Source organism: Emticicia sp. 17c, assembly GCF_037153985.1.
Lineage (GTDB): Bacteria > Bacteroidota > Bacteroidia > Cytophagales > Spirosomataceae > Emticicia.
Genome location: NZ_JBBAYI010000006.1, coordinates 245,057 through 263,312 on the forward strand (window position 1 = coordinate 245,057; position 18,256 = coordinate 263,312).

Here is an 18,256-nt window from a genome sequence, read left to right on the forward strand (position 1 = left end):
AACCAGCAAAGCCCGAAGAAAAGCCTTTCTTCGGGCTTTGCTGGTTTTAAGGGGTAGCCATGAACAGAAGCAGTTCTTTTGTTGTATATTTGCACAAAAACTTCCTTATAGAATTAGAACATGACCTACGATGTAATTGTAATTGGTGGAGGAATTGTTGGCCTTGCCACAGCTTTGAAAATCAAACAAGGTAAGCCCGCCCTCAAATTGTTGATTATTGAAAAAGAAGCAAAAGTAGCACAACACCAGACAGGCCACAACAGCGGGGTTATTCATTCGGGTTTATATTATAAACCGGGTAGTTTAAAAGCAACGAATTGTATCAGAGGGTATGAAATGCTGTTGGATTTCTGCCAGAGTGAAGACATAAAATTCGATTTATGCGGTAAGATTGTGGTGGCAACCCGCCCTGAGCAAATCTCTATTCTGGATGGGCTTTTTGAACGTGGCAAACAAAACGGGCTTGATGGGTTCAAGATGCTTAACGCCGAACAACTAAAAGAATACGAGCCTCATGTAAACGGGCTGAAAGGCTTCTTTGTTCCGCAAACAGGTATTATTGATTATACCGAGGTCTGTGAAAAATATCTGCAAAAAACACAGCAACTAGGCGGCGAAATAGTGTTTGGCGAAAAGGTGAAAGGTATTATTGCCAAAGGTGATTTTTCGGTGGTTAATACCACAAAAGGGTCTTATGAAACCAAACTTGTGGTTAACTGTGCAGGGCTTTATTCGGACAAAGTAGGGCAGATGACCGACGACCGCGCTAAAAAACTGAGAATTACGCCATTCAGAGGTGAGTACTACGAAATAAAGCCAGAGAAACAATATCTTGTTAAAAACCTTATTTATCCTGTACCAGACCCAAATTTTCCGTTTTTGGGAGTACACTTTACCCGAATGATTCATGGCGGTGTAGAAGCAGGGCCTAATGCGGTGTTGGCTTTCAGCAGAGAAGGATACAAAAAGACCGACATAAATCTGGGCGAATTGTTTGAAACACTTACTTGGAGGGGCTTCCAGAAAGTAGCAGCTAAATACTGGCGCACGGGCATGGGCGAAATGTATAGGTCTTTCTCAAAAAGTGCCTTTACCAAAGCACTACAAGAGCTAATACCTGAAATTCAGGAAAACGACCTCGTGCCGGGTGGGGCAGGAGTAAGAGCGCAAGCCTGTGATTATGACGGAGGTTTGCTTGACGATTTCGCTATTTTTGAAAACGAGCGCGCTGTTAATATCTGTAATGCTCCGTCTCCGGCGGCAACCTCTTCTTTGTCTATCGGCCAGACGGTAAGCGAACTGGTTCTGAAAAGATTCTGACAAAACAAACATCTTTCTATAATTCCGGTTTTTATAAGCCGGAATACTTCTTTCTTGCTAAAGCAGGCAACAGTTGCAAGCAATTTGTGCTAGAGCCCTGTTTATAAAATTTCAGAAAATATATTTCTGTTCCAACCTTTTTTTTAAATCTGGAATCTATATCGGTGAAAAGGGTACTGAGCCTCAGTCAAAACAATTGTTTAAGTCAGGGGAAAAACATTCTCGTTTGTTTATTCCCTTGACCGACTGAGTATCCTGACAAGCAACAAATATGTGTTTCGGGTAACCAGAGAAAAAAGAAATATTGCAATGAAAAAACTAGTTATTTTAATGATGGCCAGTACTTTAATGATGGCCTCATGCAAGAGCGAAATAGTTGAGTCAGCTAATACGCCGATGGATGCTTTGCGGGCATCAAACCTGTTGGGGCAATGGCGTTTAAAAAGCTACTCAAACGGGCAGGTGTCTAAATATGATGTATCGCTTGAGTTTAAGATGGAGGAAGGAAAAATCAAAATGAACGGGCAAAGCTCTGTTAATTTCTATTCGGCTGATGCCGAAATTGACGAAACCAACAAAACCTTAAAAGTGCTGGTGCTGGGTACTACCAAAATAGCAGGCACACCCGAAGCGAACGAGTTTGAAATGGCCTATTACGAGAATCTGAAAAATATTGAGCGATACGATTTTAAAGATAAAAACACGTTAGTGTTTTATCTGGCGGGGGCATCTAAAGAAACCATGTATTTTGAAAAAAAATAAGCATACACGTAAAATCTACTTTTATAAAATAAATAAACCAACTTATGAAAACGCTTAAAATTGTATTATTGGCAGGAGTTTGTGCTTTCACGGCAGCAAGTTGTGGCGATGATAATAACTCGGTCGTGCCAGATAATAATAAACTAAAAGCTATTCCGGCTGCTTTCGCAGACCAGACCTCCGCCTTCGCCTTTGATTTCTGGAAAAAACATAACGCCATCGTGGCAGCAGACGAAAACTATTTTGTTTCCCCGCTAAGCCTCCACATTGCTCTGGGAATGTTGCTTAACGGAGCCGACGGCAAAACAAAAGAAGAAATACAAAAAGGGCTCAGGGTGTCGTCTGACTTAGCAACTACCAATGGTATCTATAAAGATTTAATCGAAAACCTTCCGATAAGCGACCCCAAAGTGAAAAATACTATTGCCAACTCTGTTTGGTATAGAAAAGATTTTAAAGTGGAAGACGCATACCTGACCAACCTTAAAAACTATTTTAACGCTACGGCTTCGGGCGAAGACTTCAACAATACGGCTACCGTAGGTAAAATCAATAATTGGGCAAGCGATAACACCAACGGAAAAATTAAAAAGGTATTAGAAACAATTGACCCCGACCAAGTTTTGTTTCTTATGAATGCACTCTATTTTAAAGGCGACTGGAAAACGCAATTTAATGTAGAAAATACACACGATGCCAGCTTTACAGGTACAAAAGGTGCCAAAAACGTAAAGATGATGAACATGACCGAGAACGTGAAATACGCCAAGCGTAATAACTATCAGGCCATAGAATTACCTTATGGTGATGGCAATTATGTAATGACAATTATTCTGCCTGATAAATCAATTGAGGCAACCCTGAGTAGTTTGTCGAACAGCGAGTGGCAGGCTTTATCAGCGGCCATGAAAGAACAGAAAACTATAATTGGCTTGCCCAAATTTACGATGGAATACGAAGCCGACCTGCAAAAAGACTTAACCGAAATGGGTATGCAAACCATGTTTACCTCAAGTGCCGACTTATCTAAAATAGCGTCTCCGGCAGGTAAACTTATGGTAGGTATGATAAAACAGAATACGTATCTGGGTATTGACGAAAAAGGTACGGAAGCCGCTGCTGTAACAACTATTGGAATAGTGGTTACGTCGCTTCCTGGGTATCCTCAGTTTATCTGTGATCATCCGTTCCTGTTTGCAATCAGCGAAAAACAATCGAACACAATCATGTTTACAGGCAAAATAGCCAACCTTTAATTACCTATCTGTATTACGTTAAACTAAACAACTATGAAAAATCTCTGGGTTTTCTGTATCAGTCTATTACTATTTTCAGCTTGTGAAAAGCAAGGCTTGGATGTTTCTCCGGTAAGCGATTTTGATAACCTCCAAACCGTTGGAACCATCAAGAACAAAGAAGGCTTCCTGATGAAAGCAAGCCCCGAACTAACAGTAATTGTAGCACAAGGAGATTCAGATGATTTTGACCCGTTGTCGTGTGTAGCCAATCCGTCAGAACGATATGTAGTGGGTAATCTTCCGGCCGAATTAAAAGATAAAACAGACCTGAAAATTATCTTTAGTGGTGAAATAAAACAAAACTCGTCGGCCAACCTTGCCCTGTATTCAGGAATACCATTAAAACTAACCAAAATCAGAGTAAGATAATTTACCAGAAAGGCCGTGTCGTATACGCTTCTAGCATACACATGGCTTTTTTGTTTAGCAATCAGAACTATGAAAAACAACTATTTCAGATTATTATCAGTTGCTCTGGGCTTGTGTATAGCTGTGAGTAACATTTCCTGTACCGACGAGTGCGTAACCACTCGCACCTACCGCACAACCCAGCCTGTTGTGCTTATGGTTGAAGACATCCGCAAAGGAATTGCCGCAGAAGGGCCACAGGAGTTAGTAAAGCCCGGCAAAATCTATGTTAAAGACAACTACCTGTTCATTAATGAGATAAAAAAAGGCATTCATATCATTGACAATACCAATCCAGAAAAACCCCTAAACATGGCGTTTCTGAAGATACCCGGTGTAATAGATGTAGCCGTTAAGGAAAACACACTCTATGCCGATAGCTACATGGATATGGTAACCTTTGATATTACAGACCCAAAATCTATTAAGGAAACCGGAAGGGTGAAAAATGTTTTTACCAATGGCTTGGTAGAAGGCATAAACTGGTTTTATAATGCACAAAGCCAGACAGTAACCGACTATGAATTTAAAATCGTGACAGATAAGGTTCGTAGCAATTGTGGTTTTGAAGTAGTAAATCCGAACCCTATTTATTACTATCAAGACCTGAACTACGCGGGTGCCGACCGTAGCTCAGGTGCGTCAGGAGGCACTGGCAAGGGTGGGTCAATGGCAAGGTTCACCATTTATGATAATTATCTCTACACGGTTTCGCAGAACGATTTGCTTCTTTTCAATATCAAAACACTTAGCGAACCTGTTCAGGAAGGCAAAATAAACCTCGGCTGGGGTATCGAAACTATTTTCCCGTATAAAGATAAGCTCTTTATTGGCTCTAATACAGGTATGTATATTTTCGATAACAAGAATCCGGCAAAGCCAGAAAGAGTAACCATGTTTGAACACGCCCGCGCCTGTGACCCCGTGGTGGTGCATAACGATATTGCCTATGTAACCCTGCGTTCGGGTTGGTGTGGGGTAGCTCCTAACAGGCTCGATGTGGTTGATGTTGGTAATATTGCTGCACCGCGGTTAATCAAAAGCTATGAGATGAAGAACCCTGCGGGTTTAGGTATCGATTTCCCGAATTTGTTTATCTGTGAAGGGGGCTACGGGCTTAAATCGTTCGATGCCAGCAGCGTGAGTGATATAAAACTACAACAGCATATCGAAAACATCAACGCTTTTGATGTGATTCCGATGGGTGGAAATCATTTGCTGATGATAGGCCAAGGTGGCCTGTATCAGTACAATACCACTGACCCCAAAAACATGAAATTACTCAGTGTTATACCTGTAAAAAAACAACCCTAACCACTGAAACACGATGGAAAATATCTTTAAAACACCCTTAATGAAAATCTGTTCGTTAGGGTTAGCCCTCGGTTTGTTTAGTATAACAGCCCAGGCACAGGAAGAAAAAGAAAGTTTTTTCAAAAAACACCGATATGTAAACATGACGGAGTTTGGCGGCTTATTTGGTCGATTCAAATACCAGATTTATTATGGTTGGTACCCGTCTACAAACCCGCCCCAATATCAGGTATCAAATAAAGTTAATTTTTCTTTGCAGACCTTCAACGGAATCTATCTGAACAGAAAAACCTCGGCAGGTATTACGGTAGGGGTAGATGGTTACGGAAAAACCTTGTTAATGCCTGTTGCGCTGGGCGTGCGCCGTAACCTTGTACAGAAAAAAGAGGGCGGTAGTATTTTACTGGGCGGCCTTGATGCCGGCTATGCCACCACTTGGCTCAACGAAGATGACACAGGCTTTAAAACCACAGGAGGGCTCATGATAAGCCCAACAATAGGCTATAAACTACCTATGCGAAACAGCTCGGCATGGTTAATAAACATAGGGTATAGATTTCAACAAGCCGAATACAGACAGTTGCAGCAGGGAGATCTATACTGGACAGAATCAAGCGAAACACGAAAGTACAGAAGATTAGTTTTTCGGATGGGGATAGAATTTTAGTTTTGTAAAAAAGAAAGCCTTAGAAGCATCTTCTAAGGCTTTTTAATTAAATATCATCGAGGGTGTATCAGGCTTCGCCCATAGGCCCGCCGAAATTCATCGGGAAAGGCATCGGCTCATTTGTTTGCCGTATAGCACCGAAATTATCTTCATATTTTGAGATATTATCCTGCAAAGCCACAAGCAGCCTCTGGGCGTGCTCTGGTGTAAGAATAATACGCGATTTTACCTTAGCCTTTGGTACTCCGGGCATCAGACGAATAAAATCTATCACAAACTCAGTGTTTGAATGCGCTATCATTGCCAAATTTGCATATACTCCTTCCGCCATCTCTTCCGACAGTTCTATATTAATTTGTTGTTCAGGCTCTTCCTGAGCATCTTTCTTTTTTGCCATGTGTACTAGTAATGTTAAGTGGTTTGGAGTCATATTGGGCTTAAATATAACAAAAGTAAAGATTCTTTTTTGAAAAAAAGAAATACCTTTTGAATTTGTTATTTAATGGCTAGTTATTGGCCCCCAAAGCTCAAATCTATGATTTTATTTAAAAAAAACACCTCATAGGGTCTTGTTTACGGCCTCGCGGATACGCACCAGTTTTTCCAGAAGGGCTTCCAGTTTATCAAGGGCAAGCATATTTGCTCCGTCCGATTTTGCCACAGCCGGATTCATGTGAGTTTCAATAAAAATACCGTCGGCACCTACGGCAATAGCGGCTTTGGCAATGGTTTCAATCAGGGCAGGCTTACCACCTGTTACGCCCGATGCCTGATTGGGCTGTTGAAGCGAATGCGTGCAGTCCATCACAACAGGCACCTCAAAGGCTTTCATTTCGATAATATTCCGGTAGTCAACCACAATATCAGAGTACCCGAACGAATTACCCCTGTCGGTTAGCATTACCTGTGCGTTGGGGTTAACGGCCTGAATTTTTTCAACGGCAAAGCCCATGCCTGAGCCGTGCATAAACTGGCCTTTCTTTACGTTTACGGCTTTGCCTGTTTGCGCCGCAGCCACAAGTAGCTCGGTCTGGCGGCATAAAAATGCCGGAATCTGTAACACATCAACATACTGGGCAGCCAGAGCGGCCTCGTGTGATTCATGAATATCAGTAATAGTAGGTAAGCCATAGGTTTCGCTTACTTCTTTCAGTATACCTAAGGCAAGCTCATCTCCAATGCCTGTAAACGAGTTTAACTTGGTTCTGTTGGCTTTTCGGTACGACGCCTTGAAAATATACGGAATCTGTAAACGCTCAGTTATTTCTTGTACTTTTCCGGCAATCTCCAATGCCATCTCACGGCCTTCTACTACGCAGGGGCCTGCAATGAGAAAAAAGTTTCCAGAATTCTGGTTTTTTAATTTATTGATTTTCAGCACTTTAATTAAATTTACAACCGTTTTTTAAATGGTTTTTTAGGAATTAATTAATTGAATATTTTTTTTCTAAACCATTTTTCCAAAATTTCTTTTGCATTTAATTGGTTTTTATTAAAAACAAATACAAATGTCGGAAGTTTTCCGATACTAAAAAACTTTCGTGTATTTTGTTGTTTTCACCGAAAAGCATTTTCTTTGCAGTCGTTTTTCACCAAACTACAGTTCAAAATGTCAGCAATTGCATCTAAAGTAACGAAAATTATCGTAGAAAAACTCGGCGTTGATGCGTCAGAAGTAACATCAGAAGCATCATTTACTAATGATTTGGGCGCAGATTCATTAGATACTGTGGAGTTGATAATGGAATTTGAAAAAGAATTCAACGTATCAATCCCAGACGACCAAGCAGAAAATATCCAGACCGTAGGTCAGGCTGTTGCATACTTGGAAGAACATTCTAAATAATTTTCGAGTTGCAAGTTTCAAGTTTCAGGCAATCAATCATTCATGAAACTTGAAACTTTATACTCTGAAACTCAAATCTCATTTTATGGCTTTCAAACGAGTAGTTGTAACAGGATTGGGAGCAATAACTCCTATCGGAAACACGGTAGAGGAATTTTGGCATGGCTTGTCGAACGGAGTAAGCGGAGCAGCCATTATTACCAAATTCGATGCCAGTAAGTTTCGTACAAAATTTGCGTGTGAGGTTAAAAACTTTGATGTCACACAATTCATTCCAAGGCAGGATGCCCGTAAAATGGACTTATTCACCCAGTATGCTTTAGTAGCTGCCGATGAGGCCGTTAAGGATTCGGGTATAGATTTAGAAACAATCAATAAAAATAAAGCAGGTGTTATTTGGGGTTCGGGCATTGGCGGCTTAAAAACTTTTGAAGAAGAAGTAATTAATTTTGCCAGTGGTGACGGTACGCCAAAATTTAACCCGTTTTTTATTCCGAAAATGATTGCCGATAGTGCTTCGGGTCAGATATCTATTAAATATGGACTTCGCGGACCGAACTACATCACTGTGTCGGCTTGTGCTTCTACCAATAATGCGATTATCGATGCTTTTAATTATATTCGCTTAGGTAGAATTAATATCTGTATTTCAGGTGGTTCTGAAGCTGCCATTACTCAGGCGGGTATTGGCGGTTTTAATGGCCTGCGTGCAATGTCTGAAAGAAACGACGACCCCGCTACCGCTTCGCGCCCGTATGACAAAGACCGTGACGGTTTCGTACTAGGCGACGGTGGTGCTGCCTTGATTCTGGAAGAATACGAACATGCCAAAGCACGTGGGGCAAAAATATATTGTGAAATTGTTGGAGGGGGGATGTCGTCAGATGCCTACCACATCACAGCTCCACACCCTGAAGGTTATGGCGCATTTCTTTCAATGCAGGATGCACTCGAAGATGCCAACATGAAACCAGAAGAAGTTGATTACGTGAATACTCACGGTACTTCAACTCCACTGGGCGACCCTCAGGAAATCAAGGCAATTCAACAGTTATTCGGTGACCATACGTATAACATGAGTATTAGCTCAACCAAGTCCATGACAGGGCATTTATTAGGGGCGGCAGGTGCCGTAGAATCGGTTGCAGCGGTTTTGGCTATCAAACATCAGGTAGTTCCACCAACCATCAATCTGTTTAATATCGACGAAACAATCGATCCAAAAATAGATTTAACCCCTAATGTAGCGAAATCTAAAAAAATAGATGTAGTTTTGAGTAACTGTTTTGGCTTTGGAGGGCATAATGCCACACTAATATTTAAGAAAATATAACTTGAATCGTGTTGTCGGAGGCTAGTAATTTTTGGGGATTTTTCAAAACAAGTTCAAAAGAACGTGAGTTTAGAAAAGCTGTAGAGCAAATTATTGGGGAAAAACCGAGTAATCCATTGCTCTATCAGTTAGCTTTTAGGCATACCTCTGCTTCAAAAGAAACCAATATTGGTGGTTTTCGCGAATCGAACGAACGTCTTGAGTACTTGGGCGATTCGGTGCTGGGCATGATTGTAGCAGAATACCTGTTCAAAAAATACCCTTTCAAAGATGAAGGCTTTTTAACAGAAATACGCTCAAGGATTGTCAACCGAGAATCGTTGAATCAGGTTGCCCGAAAAATTGGCTTGGAAAAACTCATACAGTTTGATGGGCAGCGCATTGCGCATAATCGTACCTCAATGTATGGCGATGCCATGGAGGCCCTTATAGGAGCCATTTATCTCGACAAAGGTTTTCGTTTTACGAGGTCGTTCATTCTGAAAAAGCTCATCGCTAATTATTTCGACCTCGACACCGTTATTCAGACAAATACTAACTACAAGAGCATCCTTTTAAGCTGGGCGCAACAAGAAGGTAAAAAAATTGTTTTTGAAATTGTTCAGGAAAACGGCAAACACCACCACAAAGAGTTTATAGCTCAGGTAAAAGTAAATGGTGAAGCCATTAGTACAGGCGGAGGATGGAACAAGAAAAAAGCCGAACAGGAAGCCGCCCGCAGGGCTTGCGAAAGTTTAGAGATAAAATCATGATAAAGAAAGAGAGGCAGCATAACACTGCCTCTCTTTCTTTTATGGTAGAGAGGCATCCTCTTTTACCCCATTCAGAAAAATCGGTAATTAAGCACCTTAACCATGAACCAGTTGCCTATTCTTGTTATTAAATTCGGAACAGCCTCTATTACCCAGCAAAATGGCGAACCAGACGAAACCATTATTGCAGAAATTGCACGTCAGGTGGCCGAATTACATACCCGTTATCATATTGTAATTGTATCGTCGGGGGCAGTAGGGGCAGGCAAGCACTTTATAAAAAACTATTCGGGCGAGATAAGCGAACGAAAAGCCGCGGCGGCCATTGGCAACCCACTGCTGCTGAATATCTATTCCAGATACTTTTTGCAATATAATATCCAGATTGCCCAGAGCTTGTGCGAACGCCAGCATTTCGGAAACCGCGAACAATTTCTTCAACTGAAACAAACTTATCAGGAACTATGGCGCAATGGCATTATTCCTATTGCCAACGAGAACGACGTAGTGAGTAACCGTGAGTTAAAATTCTCGGATAACGATGAACTAGCCACGCTTATAGCCACAGGTTTCGGGGCTGAAATCCTGATGATTTGCACGTCGGTAGGGGGCTTGCTCGATAAAGAAAAGAATATTATTCGCAAGATAGAGAATATTGATAACCAGATACTCGGGCTGGTCGATAACAGCAAGTCGGCGTTAGGGTCGGGCGGTATGGCCTCTAAACTGACCTTTACCAAGCTGGCTACGCGTATGGGTATCAGGGTAATTATTTTTGGAATGAAAACTCCTGACGGTATTCTAAGGGCCTTTAAAGGCGACGCAGGTAGCGAGTTTACGGCACAAGGGGCGAATATGTCGGCCAGAAATAAATGGCTGGCAAGCGGAAGCCTTACGGTGGGTACTTTGCAGGTAGATGCCGGTGCCGTTAAAGCCTTACAGAAACGGAGTAGTTTGCTGGCGGTGGGTATAAAAAAAGTAAAAGGCGATTTTGAAGCTGGCGAAGTAGTAGAAATAGTTGATAACCACGGAATAATGGTAGCCGTAGCCCGCACGAAAGTTTCGTCGGCCGAACTGACAAGCAACCTTCAAACACAGAATTTTGAAGTAGCTCATGCAAACGATATTGTACTTATATAACAAGCAAGGGCTATGGGTTGCGGGTTACCATGAACGTTATCGTATAGATTTGTTAAAATATTTGATTATTTTGGTGATAAAGCCTGATGAAATTTGTTATAAGATTTGAAACAGTCAATTTTTAGTCAACAATAAAATCATTGTACTATGGCAAAGGCAAAAGTAGAAATTATTGATGCAATTCGTCGGACTGCCAATAAATTACAAAATGGCAGCCAATATATGTGGGGCCACATGGGAAGCTGTAACTGCGGTAATCTGGCACAGGAAGTAACACACCGAACCAAAGCCGAAATACATGCGTATGCCATGCAAGGACACGGCGACTGGAACGAGCAACTAAACGACTACTGCGAAACCAGTGCTATGCCTATTGACCTCATTATTTTTGATTTACTAACAGCCGGTTTTTCGATTGAAGATTTAAAGAATCTGGAGAAACTATCAGATAAAGACATTTTAATGCGTTTACCCACAGAAAAACGTTATTTGCACCACAATGTTCGGGAAGATGTAATCGTTTATTTACAAGAGTGGGCAAATATGCTTGAAGAACAATTGTTGGAAACCATTAAACTGCCTGATTTTTTACAAGAAACAGCATTGACACATGCATAAATTTTTTTTAACTCTTACCCTGATAACCTGTACGTTTGCAGCATTTTCACAAGAAGTAGAAGTAATAGACGACAAAGAAAAACCTGTTTTTTTTGAGCAGCCTAAGCCTGCATGGAAAGAAAAGCTACGTTATGGGGGCAATTTCTGGCTTGGCTTCTTTGGTGCTTTCTACATTGATGTGTCGCCAATGGTAGGGTATGAAGTAACCGACAAAGGAACCGTAGCGGGCGTAGGGGCTAACCTTATTTATCAGGGAGTATTTAACGGAGGCGGTAATTTTGTATATGGCCCTAAACTATTTGTGCGCCAGCAGGTATTTAAAATGATTTTTGCACATGCCGAGTATGAACTAATGAATGCCTATTCAGACCAGTTTTATTCGCATGTATCTACTACACCCTTTACAGACATTAAAAGGAAATGGGAGGGGTCTCCGCTCGTAGGGCTTGGGTTTTATCAAGGTAGAGGTGGCCAACGAGGTAGCTTTATTTCGCTCATGTATAATCTGGGGTATCCTAATCGGGGCTTTATTAGCCCGCAAGGTTTAGGCGGTAATAATTCGCCACTTGTGGTTCGTATCGGATTTCTACTCTGATGTGTAGTTTTGGGTGTTTCTAATTTGTAGTTTTGTGGTTTAAATTTTAGCCACACTTGAAAGAGATTCGGAAATACTCATTCGCGCTTGTTTCGTCTATATTCTTAACGGTTATTCCGCTGATTTTTACTTCTATTATTACGTTCTGGGTAATTACCCACGAAACCGAAATAGGAAGTTTTACTCAGCAAACATGGGTACTTATTACCGTTATTTGTTGCCTTACTTCGGCATTAGCTATTACGCCACCTACTTTTCTGGCATTGATTTTTGGGTATTTTCTTGGTTGGCAGGCGGTTTTGCCATTGCTTGCGCTCAATATGGGGGCTATATTTCTGGTCAATTTTGTTACGCGCCGGCTTGATAAAGACCGTTTCAGAAATTATCTGGCCGAGAACAAGAAGGTTAATGAGATTCTGACAAACATAAAAGAGCAGGAACTGAAAATAATTTTCTTTGCTAAGTTATCACCAGTATTACCCTTTGCTTTAACCAACTTCGTATTTGCGTTGTCGGGAGCAAAGTTGAAAAACATCTTGCTTGGTGGTTTTCTGGGAATGATTCCCCGAACGCTGTTGGCTGTATGGACTGGCTTTCAGGCGAAGGAAATCAGAAGACTATTAGAGAACCCTAATGAGGGAAATGTGCAGAAGATTTTACTGATAGTTTTATTACTGGCCTCCGTAGTCGGGATTTTCTACTTTGTGCGGCCAAAACAAAAAAAGCAGGCATAAAAATAGCGTGCCGTAGGTAAATACAGCACGCTTATATAACTTAGAATGATTTAGCGATATTCACAAATTCTCTTGATTTAAGAGACGCACCTCCAACCAAACCGCCATCAACATCAGGGCAAGCGAAAAGCTCCTGAGCATTGGCTCCGTTTACGCTTCCACCATATAAAATGCTGATTTCCTCGGCTACTTCTGACCCATATTTTGATGCCAGATGGTCTCTTAATACTTTGTGCATTTCCTGTGCCTGGTCGTTAGAAGCTGTTACGCCTGTTCCGATAGCCCAGATTGGCTCGTAAGCAATTACTACCTTTTTCAATTCGTCGGCCGATAAATGGAAAAGGCTGTTTGTTAATTGCCCTGAAACGAAATCGAAATGAATGCCTTCGTTGCGTTGGTCTAAGGTTTCGCCACAACAGAAAATAGGGGTTAAGCCTGCTTCCAGAATAGCATTTACTTTTTCGGCCAGAAACGCATCCGACTCGTTGAAGTACTGGCGGCGTTCGCTATGCCCGATAATTACATACTGCACCCCTACTGACTGAAGCATGGGCACAGATACCTCGCCGGTATAAGCACCAGAGGCTTTCGGATAGCAGTTCTGCGCACCAAGTGCTACTTTAGGAGTATCGATAAGTTTACCGAAAGTGCTCAGGTAAGGGAACGGAATACAAAGTACAATCTGTACATTTGGGTTAACCAGTTCATCTTTAGCCATATTAACTACTTCTGATAAAAGGATTTGTCCTTCTTCAAAAGTTTTATTCATTTTCCAGTTGCCAGCGGCGATTTTTTTTCTCATATACGTAGAGTCTTTGGTTATTTGAAAGTGCGAAGATAATAGTTTTTCATGAAAAACTATAAGTGCATTTCCATGGCAACATCGGCTCTCTGATAAGGCGATGTAAAGTTTTCAACCTTTAAAAATCCTAATTTCTGGTAAAGATTCAAGGCTGGTGTAAGGCCGGAGTTTGTTTCGAGATATAATTTTTTAGCCCCTAGTGCTTTTGCTCTTTTAATAGCGGCGTGGCCAATTAATGCCCCTATGCCCAAGCCTCTTGCCGACTCGCTCACACCCATTTTGCAGAGTTCAAAAGTGTTATCACCGATGGGTTTCAGGGCAGAGGTTCCAATAATTTCGTTTTCGCGGCAGGCCAATAAAACGGCTCCGCCAGTATTGATAAAATACTTTACCGGATTTTCTAACGAATCTACATCCCCTTTTTCTATTGTAAAGTGCTTTTCAATCCAAGCATAATTAATTGTTTTAAAAGCCTGATAATGTAACGGATTATTGGTGTCAAAATCTACTACCTGTACCACCAGCGAAGCAGCAATATCCATTATTTTATGAAGCATAAGCTCGAGGTCTTCTGTACGTGTGCGATGGTTGGTAATATTAGCGCGGATAGCATATTTCCCCTGAATCAGGGTATAAGAAGGAGCTGCCACGCCTGATTCGTGCAAACGCATGAGTATTTCTTTGTTAAGCTGGTTCAATGCTTCTTCTGAGTGTATGCCATCGTTGAAACGGAAGCATACAATATTCATGCTGACGGGAACGAGTAGCTCTAGAGATGGGTTTTCGGATACCTTTTGAGCTAAAAATTGTGCCTGAGCCAGATTTTGCCGTACCAGACGGGCATATTTCTGAATGCCATGTTCTTTTAATGACATCCAGACTTTTAGGGCTTTAAAACTTCTGGATAATTCTATTCCGTAGTTAGTTAGTGGCTCGGGGCCTGCGGCCAAACCCCTTTCGTGGGCTGTCAGGTAATTAGGGACCGAGGCAAATGCTGCCTGATGCAACGATTTGTCTCTGACCAACACACAGGCCGACTCGTACGGTACATGAAGCCATTTATGAAAATCGAAGGCAAGGCTATCGGCCTTTTCAATGGTTTTTAGTTTTTCTGTGTACTCAGGCGCAAGTTTGGCAAGAGACCCAAAGGCTCCATCAATATGAAACCACAGGCCATACTGCTGGCAAAACTGATATATATCTTCAAGTGGGTCAATGGCTCCTGTATTGACGGTTCCGGCGTTGCCAACCACACAAAACGGACGGAAACCTGCTGCCAAATCGGCCTCAATCATGTTTGTTAATGCAGAAATTTCAATCTGGAACTGGTCGTTTACTGGTACAATTCGGGTTCGGTTGCTACCAATACCCAGTACTTCGGTGGCTTTGATAACACATATATGGGTTTCGGCAGAACAATAAAGCACCAGATTGTTTTGCGTACCATTTTTACGAATCTGTAAATCTTGTAAGGCATTGCGCGCCACAGTCAAGGCTGTTAAATTGGCCATTGTAGCTCCACTCACCAATAGGCCACTGGCTTCTTTCGGAAAGCCGAAAATTTCTTTCGCCCAATCAACTACCTGTTTTTCTACATACATGGCAGCGTGGTCGCCAATGGTAGTGTTAGGGTTCATGCCTGACGCCAGCATATCAGCCAGCATTCCGAAGGGTGTACCATTGCCTTGAACCCACGAGAAGAAGCGGGGGTGAATATTGCCTTTGTTAAAGGGCAGAATATGTGTCAGAAACTCCTGATAGACATCCTCTGCACGTTGGCCTTCCTGCGGCAAGGGCTGGTTCAGATGTGTTTTGGTTGTTTCGGTAGGCTTTTGCCAGACGGGTTGCTGGCGTAAGCCTTGCAGGTAGTCAATCATGTCGTCTACCATCTGATGTCCTAATGCACGTATGTTGTTCCAATCGTTGGGGTCGAGCGTTTCCTGATTTTTTAGTAAATCTTCGTAATTCATGGGTTTGTTGATTAACCTCCAAAAATAATAATTCTTACACTAGTTTCTGTGCTTATCTGACAACATAGCAAGATTCGGTTCGGTTCACAGTTTTTCTGTGGTGATTTTTGCCGAAACAAATACAATAGAAATGATAGAAGCTATTAAAAATCGTATCGAAAGCCTGAATTGGGCCGAACATACGCAAAACCTCAATGAAAAAGGCTATGTTCATTTGCCTAAACTTCTTACAGACAACGAATGTGAACAACTGACACGGGATTATAACGCCCCTAACCTTTACAGAAGTGTTATTAATATGAAACGGTATCAGTTCGGAAGTGGCGAATACAAGTATTTTCGGTATCCGCTGCCACCAATCATAGAAGAACTACGGCAGACGATTTACCCACATCTGGCAAGTGTCGCAAATGAATGGATGACCAAGTTGAAGATTGAAAAGCGTTTTCCAGCTTCTTTAAACGAGCTTTTAGAAAAGTGTCGTCAAGAAGGACAAAACCGCCCTACTCCTTTGATTTTAAAATATGGCGTTGGTGACTGGAATGCGCTTCATCAGGATTTGTATGGTGAGGTATACTTTCCTTTTCAGGTAGTGTTTTTTCTGACACAGATTCGGCAAGACTATACTGGCGGAGAGTTTGTAATGGTTGAAAACCGGCCACGAATGCAGTCGAAACCTGTTGTATTACAGGCCAATAGGGCTGAGGCGGTTATTTTTACAACGAACTTCCGGCCCGTAGCTGGTTCTAAGGGCTATTATCGGGCAGTGATGCGGCATGGTGTGAGCGAAGTAAGAAGTGGTATCAGGGTTAATCTGGGGCTTATTTTTCATGATGCTACATGATACAACACAAGCATTTAGGCGATAGCTCTTTTGCGCGGGCAAAAAATCTGTTTTTGAAAATACAAAGCAAAGAAATTATGCTGGCAGGTAACCGTAAATTGAAAATATACGGATGCCTGGATTGTAAATCGGGTAAAAGAATGAGAGTGGAGAATCGGGTGTTTTTTAGAAACCGTACAGAGGCTATCGAAATGGGGTTCCGCCCCTGCGCGGTTTGTATGCGTGAAGAGTATAGGCTATGGAAGTGTCGAATACTTCGGTAACACGGAATGGCATTCCGTGATACGCGCTACGCTTTTGCCATCTCCCAGCCTAGAATAGCCTTTTTGCGTGTAGTTCCCCAGCGATAACCACCAATACCCCCCACCTTTTGCAGTACCCTGTGGCAAGGAATGATATACCCAAGCCGATTACTCCCGATGGCCGTACCCACAGCCCTTTGAGCCGTAGGCTGACCAATGGCCTGAGCAATAGTATCATAACTTACAATTTGTCCGAAAGGAATCTTTAGCAAAGCCTCCCATACCTTTATCTGGAAGTTAGTACCCCTGAGTAAAAGCGTAACCGGAGAATCAGCCACCTGATGAGCGTAAAAAATCTGCTCTATGAAAGGTCTGGTGAAATCATTGTCAAAAACGACGATGGCTTTAGAGAAGTCGGCTTTTAGGGCAATAATACAGGTTTCTTTCGTATCCGCATCAAGGAAGCGTAAGTCTGTAATACCCCTACCTGTTACCGCAATCAGGCATTCGCCGAAAGGCGTTTCATGAATACCATAGTGAATGAGAAGCCCCTCTCCTTTCGACTTGAATTCTGCGGGAGTCATGGCTTCATAGTTAACAAATAAATCGTGCAGGCGGCTTGTACTCGAAAGCCCTGCTTCAAAAGTAGCATCCAACAGGTTGTCACTCTGAGCCAGTTTTTCTTTTGCAAATTCTTTGGTTAAGAAACGCATAAACCGCTGAGGTGTTGTGCCTGCCCATTTGCTGAATAGCCTGTTAAAATGAAACTCCGATAAAGCCACATGGTCGGCAATTTCTTTCAGGCTTGGTTGATACTGAAAATTTTGCTCAATAAAATGAATAGCTTTTTCTATTCTGTTATAATCGATAATCTCTTGAATTTCAATAGTTTCCATCTTGTTATAAGTGATTTTTGTCTATCAAAATTACAATTGTTTCAGGGCTGTTACAATCTGATTATTGCTTATGTTGGAAGAGTACTTATGAGCGCCAGTCCCATAGTACCACCCGCCAGATTTCATTCAGTTCAGTATCGTGGAAATCCTTAATTAACCGAAAACCTATACGTGCATGAGCCTTTTGTGAACGCAGGTTTCTGGACGAAATATCAGTAATACACATATCATATTGGCCTGATAGCTCCTGACGTAGCAACTCATACATCTTATCAAAAAGACCAATACTCCTGTAACCTTCTCCTACGCACACCTGCCCCATTACCACATAGTTAAATGTTTTAAGTGGTTTGTTTTCAAACTCAATCAGGTCAATGGTATCAAAAAGGCTTCTGATTTCAGGCACATCGTTCCGAAATTTCGGAAGCATTGCCAGACAATACCCCACCACTTGTTCGCCGTGTTTGGCAATTACACTTGGTTGGGCCTTATTCATTGCTTTCAGCACGTCATATTCATGTTCGACAGTAACAAAGCCCTGACTTTCGATTTGGGCGGGGCTAAGGTTTTTCTTAAGATTTTTTTGTTGAAGAGCCAGAATGCCCCTCACCTCATCGTCGGTTTTTACAGTAGTAATAATCAGATTCTCCATATCGTTAATTGAAAACCCAAAATAAGTAAAAGCATTAAAAAGTAGCTATATTTGACGAACATT

At 41.8% G+C, this 18,256-nt stretch carries 21 protein-coding genes; 15 read left to right on the forward strand and 6 right to left on the reverse strand.

Annotated features, from left to right (window positions below; all coding sequences use genetic code 11):
* Positions 1 to 120 precede the first annotated feature (120 nt).
* From lhgO to WAA15_RS13850, 6 genes are all read left to right on the forward strand, one after another.
* Complete coding sequence (lhgO, locus tag WAA15_RS13825) at positions 121 to 1,320, forward strand: L-2-hydroxyglutarate oxidase (protein WP_337043368.1); 1,200 nt, start codon at positions 121 to 123, stop codon at positions 1,318 to 1,320.
* A 309-nt stretch (positions 1,321 to 1,629) separates the two neighbouring features.
* Entirely contained in the window at positions 1,630 to 2,082 is a 453-nt protein-coding gene (locus WAA15_RS13830) for an META domain-containing protein (protein WP_337043369.1), read from the forward strand.
* A 44-nt stretch (positions 2,083 to 2,126) separates the two neighbouring features.
* On the forward strand, positions 2,127 to 3,338 hold the full coding sequence (locus WAA15_RS13835) for a serpin family protein (RefSeq protein ID WP_337043370.1): 1,212 nt from the start codon (positions 2,127 to 2,129) through the stop codon (positions 3,336 to 3,338).
* A 33-nt stretch (positions 3,339 to 3,371) separates the two neighbouring features.
* Positions 3,372 to 3,749 (forward strand): hypothetical protein, encoded by a 378-nt coding sequence (locus WAA15_RS13840; RefSeq protein WP_337043371.1) that lies wholly within the window; start codon positions 3,372 to 3,374, stop codon positions 3,747 to 3,749.
* Positions 3,750 to 3,818: 69 nt separating this feature from the next.
* Positions 3,819 to 5,102, forward strand: coding sequence for an LVIVD repeat-containing protein (locus WAA15_RS13845; protein WP_337043372.1), 1,284 nt, complete (start codon positions 3,819 to 3,821; stop codon positions 5,100 to 5,102).
* A 13-nt stretch (positions 5,103 to 5,115) separates the two neighbouring features.
* Entirely contained in the window at positions 5,116 to 5,769 is a 654-nt protein-coding gene (locus WAA15_RS13850) for a hypothetical protein (protein WP_337043373.1), read from the forward strand.
* A 67-nt stretch (positions 5,770 to 5,836) separates the two neighbouring features.
* On the opposite strand, the gene WAA15_RS13855 is transcribed toward WAA15_RS13850, so the two are convergent.
* Positions 5,837 to 6,166, reverse strand: coding sequence for a DUF3467 domain-containing protein (locus tag WAA15_RS13855; protein WP_337043374.1), 330 nt, complete (start codon positions 6,164 to 6,166; stop codon positions 5,837 to 5,839).
* 162 nt (positions 6,167 to 6,328) lie between these two features.
* Entirely contained in the window at positions 6,329 to 7,150 is an 822-nt protein-coding gene (kdsA, locus tag WAA15_RS13860; protein WP_337043375.1) for a 3-deoxy-8-phosphooctulonate synthase, read from the reverse strand.
* A 228-nt stretch (positions 7,151 to 7,378) separates the two neighbouring features.
* Here kdsA and WAA15_RS13865 point away from each other — a divergent pair, with 228 nt between their 5' ends.
* From WAA15_RS13865 to WAA15_RS13895, 7 genes are all read left to right on the forward strand, one after another.
* Entirely contained in the window at positions 7,379 to 7,615 is a 237-nt protein-coding gene (locus WAA15_RS13865) for an acyl carrier protein (RefSeq protein WP_337043376.1), read from the forward strand.
* An 85-nt stretch (positions 7,616 to 7,700) separates the two neighbouring features.
* The gene (fabF, locus tag WAA15_RS13870; protein WP_337043377.1) at positions 7,701 to 8,948 is read left to right on the forward strand and encodes a beta-ketoacyl-ACP synthase II; all 1,248 of its coding nucleotides are present in this window, start codon (positions 7,701 to 7,703) and stop codon (positions 8,946 to 8,948) included.
* Between the two features lie 8 nt (positions 8,949 to 8,956).
* Positions 8,957 to 9,700 (forward strand): ribonuclease III, encoded by a 744-nt coding sequence (rnc, locus tag WAA15_RS13875; protein WP_337043378.1) that lies wholly within the window; start codon positions 8,957 to 8,959, stop codon positions 9,698 to 9,700.
* A 102-nt stretch (positions 9,701 to 9,802) separates the two neighbouring features.
* Entirely contained in the window at positions 9,803 to 10,840 is a 1,038-nt protein-coding gene (gene proB, locus WAA15_RS13880) for a glutamate 5-kinase (protein WP_337043379.1), read from the forward strand.
* Between the two features lie 147 nt (positions 10,841 to 10,987).
* Positions 10,988 to 11,458 carry a hypothetical protein gene (locus WAA15_RS13885; RefSeq protein WP_337043380.1) on the forward strand — a complete coding sequence of 157 codons (471 nt, stop codon included), beginning with the start codon at positions 10,988 to 10,990 and terminating at the stop codon, positions 11,456 to 11,458.
* Complete coding sequence (locus tag WAA15_RS13890; protein ID WP_337043381.1) at positions 11,451 to 12,053, forward strand: hypothetical protein; 603 nt, start codon at positions 11,451 to 11,453, stop codon at positions 12,051 to 12,053. The genes WAA15_RS13885 and WAA15_RS13890 overlap by 8 nt, the downstream gene beginning before the upstream one ends.
* Before the next feature lie 56 nt (positions 12,054 to 12,109).
* The gene (locus WAA15_RS13895; protein ID WP_337043382.1) at positions 12,110 to 12,787 is read left to right on the forward strand and encodes a TVP38/TMEM64 family protein; all 678 of its coding nucleotides are present in this window, start codon (positions 12,110 to 12,112) and stop codon (positions 12,785 to 12,787) included.
* A 40-nt stretch (positions 12,788 to 12,827) separates the two neighbouring features.
* Here WAA15_RS13895 and tpiA read toward each other — a convergent pair whose 3' ends face one another.
* Together tpiA and WAA15_RS13905 are read right to left on the reverse strand one after the other, a co-directional pair.
* Positions 12,828 to 13,589 carry a triose-phosphate isomerase gene (gene tpiA / locus WAA15_RS13900; protein ID WP_337043383.1) on the reverse strand — a complete coding sequence of 254 codons (762 nt, stop codon included), beginning with the start codon at positions 13,587 to 13,589 and terminating at the stop codon, positions 12,828 to 12,830.
* Positions 13,590 to 13,645: 56 nt separating this feature from the next.
* Entirely contained in the window at positions 13,646 to 15,559 is a 1,914-nt protein-coding gene (locus WAA15_RS13905; RefSeq protein WP_337043384.1) for a bifunctional aminotransferase class I/II-fold pyridoxal phosphate-dependent enzyme/GNAT family N-acetyltransferase, read from the reverse strand.
* Between the two features lie 130 nt (positions 15,560 to 15,689).
* Between WAA15_RS13905 and WAA15_RS13910 the strand changes: the two genes are divergently transcribed.
* Together WAA15_RS13910 and WAA15_RS13915 are read left to right on the forward strand one after the other, a co-directional pair.
* The gene (locus tag WAA15_RS13910; RefSeq protein ID WP_337043385.1) at positions 15,690 to 16,403 is read left to right on the forward strand and encodes a 2OG-Fe(II) oxygenase; all 714 of its coding nucleotides are present in this window, start codon (positions 15,690 to 15,692) and stop codon (positions 16,401 to 16,403) included.
* Complete coding sequence (locus WAA15_RS13915; RefSeq protein WP_337043386.1) at positions 16,400 to 16,666, forward strand: Ada metal-binding domain-containing protein; 267 nt, start codon at positions 16,400 to 16,402, stop codon at positions 16,664 to 16,666. The genes WAA15_RS13910 and WAA15_RS13915 overlap by 4 nt, the downstream gene beginning before the upstream one ends.
* Positions 16,667 to 16,692: 26 nt before the next feature.
* Here WAA15_RS13915 and WAA15_RS13920 read toward each other — a convergent pair whose 3' ends face one another.
* Together WAA15_RS13920 and WAA15_RS13925 are read right to left on the reverse strand one after the other, a co-directional pair.
* Complete coding sequence (locus WAA15_RS13920) at positions 16,693 to 17,541, reverse strand: methylated-DNA--[protein]-cysteine S-methyltransferase (protein ID WP_337043387.1); 849 nt, start codon at positions 17,539 to 17,541, stop codon at positions 16,693 to 16,695.
* 85 nt (positions 17,542 to 17,626) lie between these two features.
* Positions 17,627 to 18,193, reverse strand: coding sequence for a GNAT family N-acetyltransferase (locus WAA15_RS13925; protein ID WP_337043388.1), 567 nt, complete (start codon positions 18,191 to 18,193; stop codon positions 17,627 to 17,629).
* Positions 18,194 to 18,256 lie beyond the last annotated feature (63 nt).

Excerpts from the sequence above, each read along its gene's own strand:
- lhgO (WP_337043368.1), top strand. The coding sequence starts at position 121 with ATGACCTACGATGTAATTGTAATTGGTGGAGGAATTGTTGGCCTTGCC.
- WAA15_RS13830 (WP_337043369.1), top strand. The coding sequence starts at position 1,630 with ATGAAAAAACTAGTTATTTTAATGATGGCCAGTACTTTAATGATGGCC.
- WAA15_RS13835 (WP_337043370.1), top strand. The coding sequence starts at position 2,127 with ATGAAAACGCTTAAAATTGTATTATTGGCAGGAGTTTGTGCTTTCACG.
- WAA15_RS13840 (WP_337043371.1), top strand. The coding sequence starts at position 3,372 with ATGAAAAATCTCTGGGTTTTCTGTATCAGTCTATTACTATTTTCAGCT.
- WAA15_RS13845 (WP_337043372.1), top strand. The coding sequence starts at position 3,819 with ATGAAAAACAACTATTTCAGATTATTATCAGTTGCTCTGGGCTTGTGT.
- WAA15_RS13850 (WP_337043373.1), top strand. The coding sequence starts at position 5,116 with ATGGAAAATATCTTTAAAACACCCTTAATGAAAATCTGTTCGTTAGGG.
- WAA15_RS13855 (WP_337043374.1), bottom strand. The coding sequence starts at position 6,166 with ATGGCAAAAAAGAAAGATGCTCAGGAAGAGCCTGAACAACAAATTAAT.
- WAA15_RS13865 (WP_337043376.1), top strand. The coding sequence starts at position 7,379 with ATGTCAGCAATTGCATCTAAAGTAACGAAAATTATCGTAGAAAAACTC.
- fabF (WP_337043377.1), top strand. The coding sequence starts at position 7,701 with ATGGCTTTCAAACGAGTAGTTGTAACAGGATTGGGAGCAATAACTCCT.
- proB (WP_337043379.1), top strand. The coding sequence starts at position 9,803 with ATGAACCAGTTGCCTATTCTTGTTATTAAATTCGGAACAGCCTCTATT.
- WAA15_RS13885 (WP_337043380.1), top strand. The coding sequence starts at position 10,988 with ATGGCAAAGGCAAAAGTAGAAATTATTGATGCAATTCGTCGGACTGCC.
- WAA15_RS13890 (WP_337043381.1), top strand. The coding sequence starts at position 11,451 with ATGCATAAATTTTTTTTAACTCTTACCCTGATAACCTGTACGTTTGCA.
- tpiA (WP_337043383.1), bottom strand. The coding sequence starts at position 13,589 with ATGAGAAAAAAAATCGCCGCTGGCAACTGGAAAATGAATAAAACTTTT.
- WAA15_RS13905 (WP_337043384.1), bottom strand. The coding sequence starts at position 15,559 with ATGAATTACGAAGATTTACTAAAAAATCAGGAAACGCTCGACCCCAAC.
- WAA15_RS13910 (WP_337043385.1), top strand. The coding sequence starts at position 15,690 with ATGATAGAAGCTATTAAAAATCGTATCGAAAGCCTGAATTGGGCCGAA.
- WAA15_RS13915 (WP_337043386.1), top strand. The coding sequence starts at position 16,400 with ATGATACAACACAAGCATTTAGGCGATAGCTCTTTTGCGCGGGCAAAA.
- WAA15_RS13920 (WP_337043387.1), bottom strand. The coding sequence starts at position 17,541 with ATGGAAACTATTGAAATTCAAGAGATTATCGATTATAACAGAATAGAA.
- WAA15_RS13925 (WP_337043388.1), bottom strand. The coding sequence starts at position 18,193 with ATGGAGAATCTGATTATTACTACTGTAAAAACCGACGATGAGGTGAGG.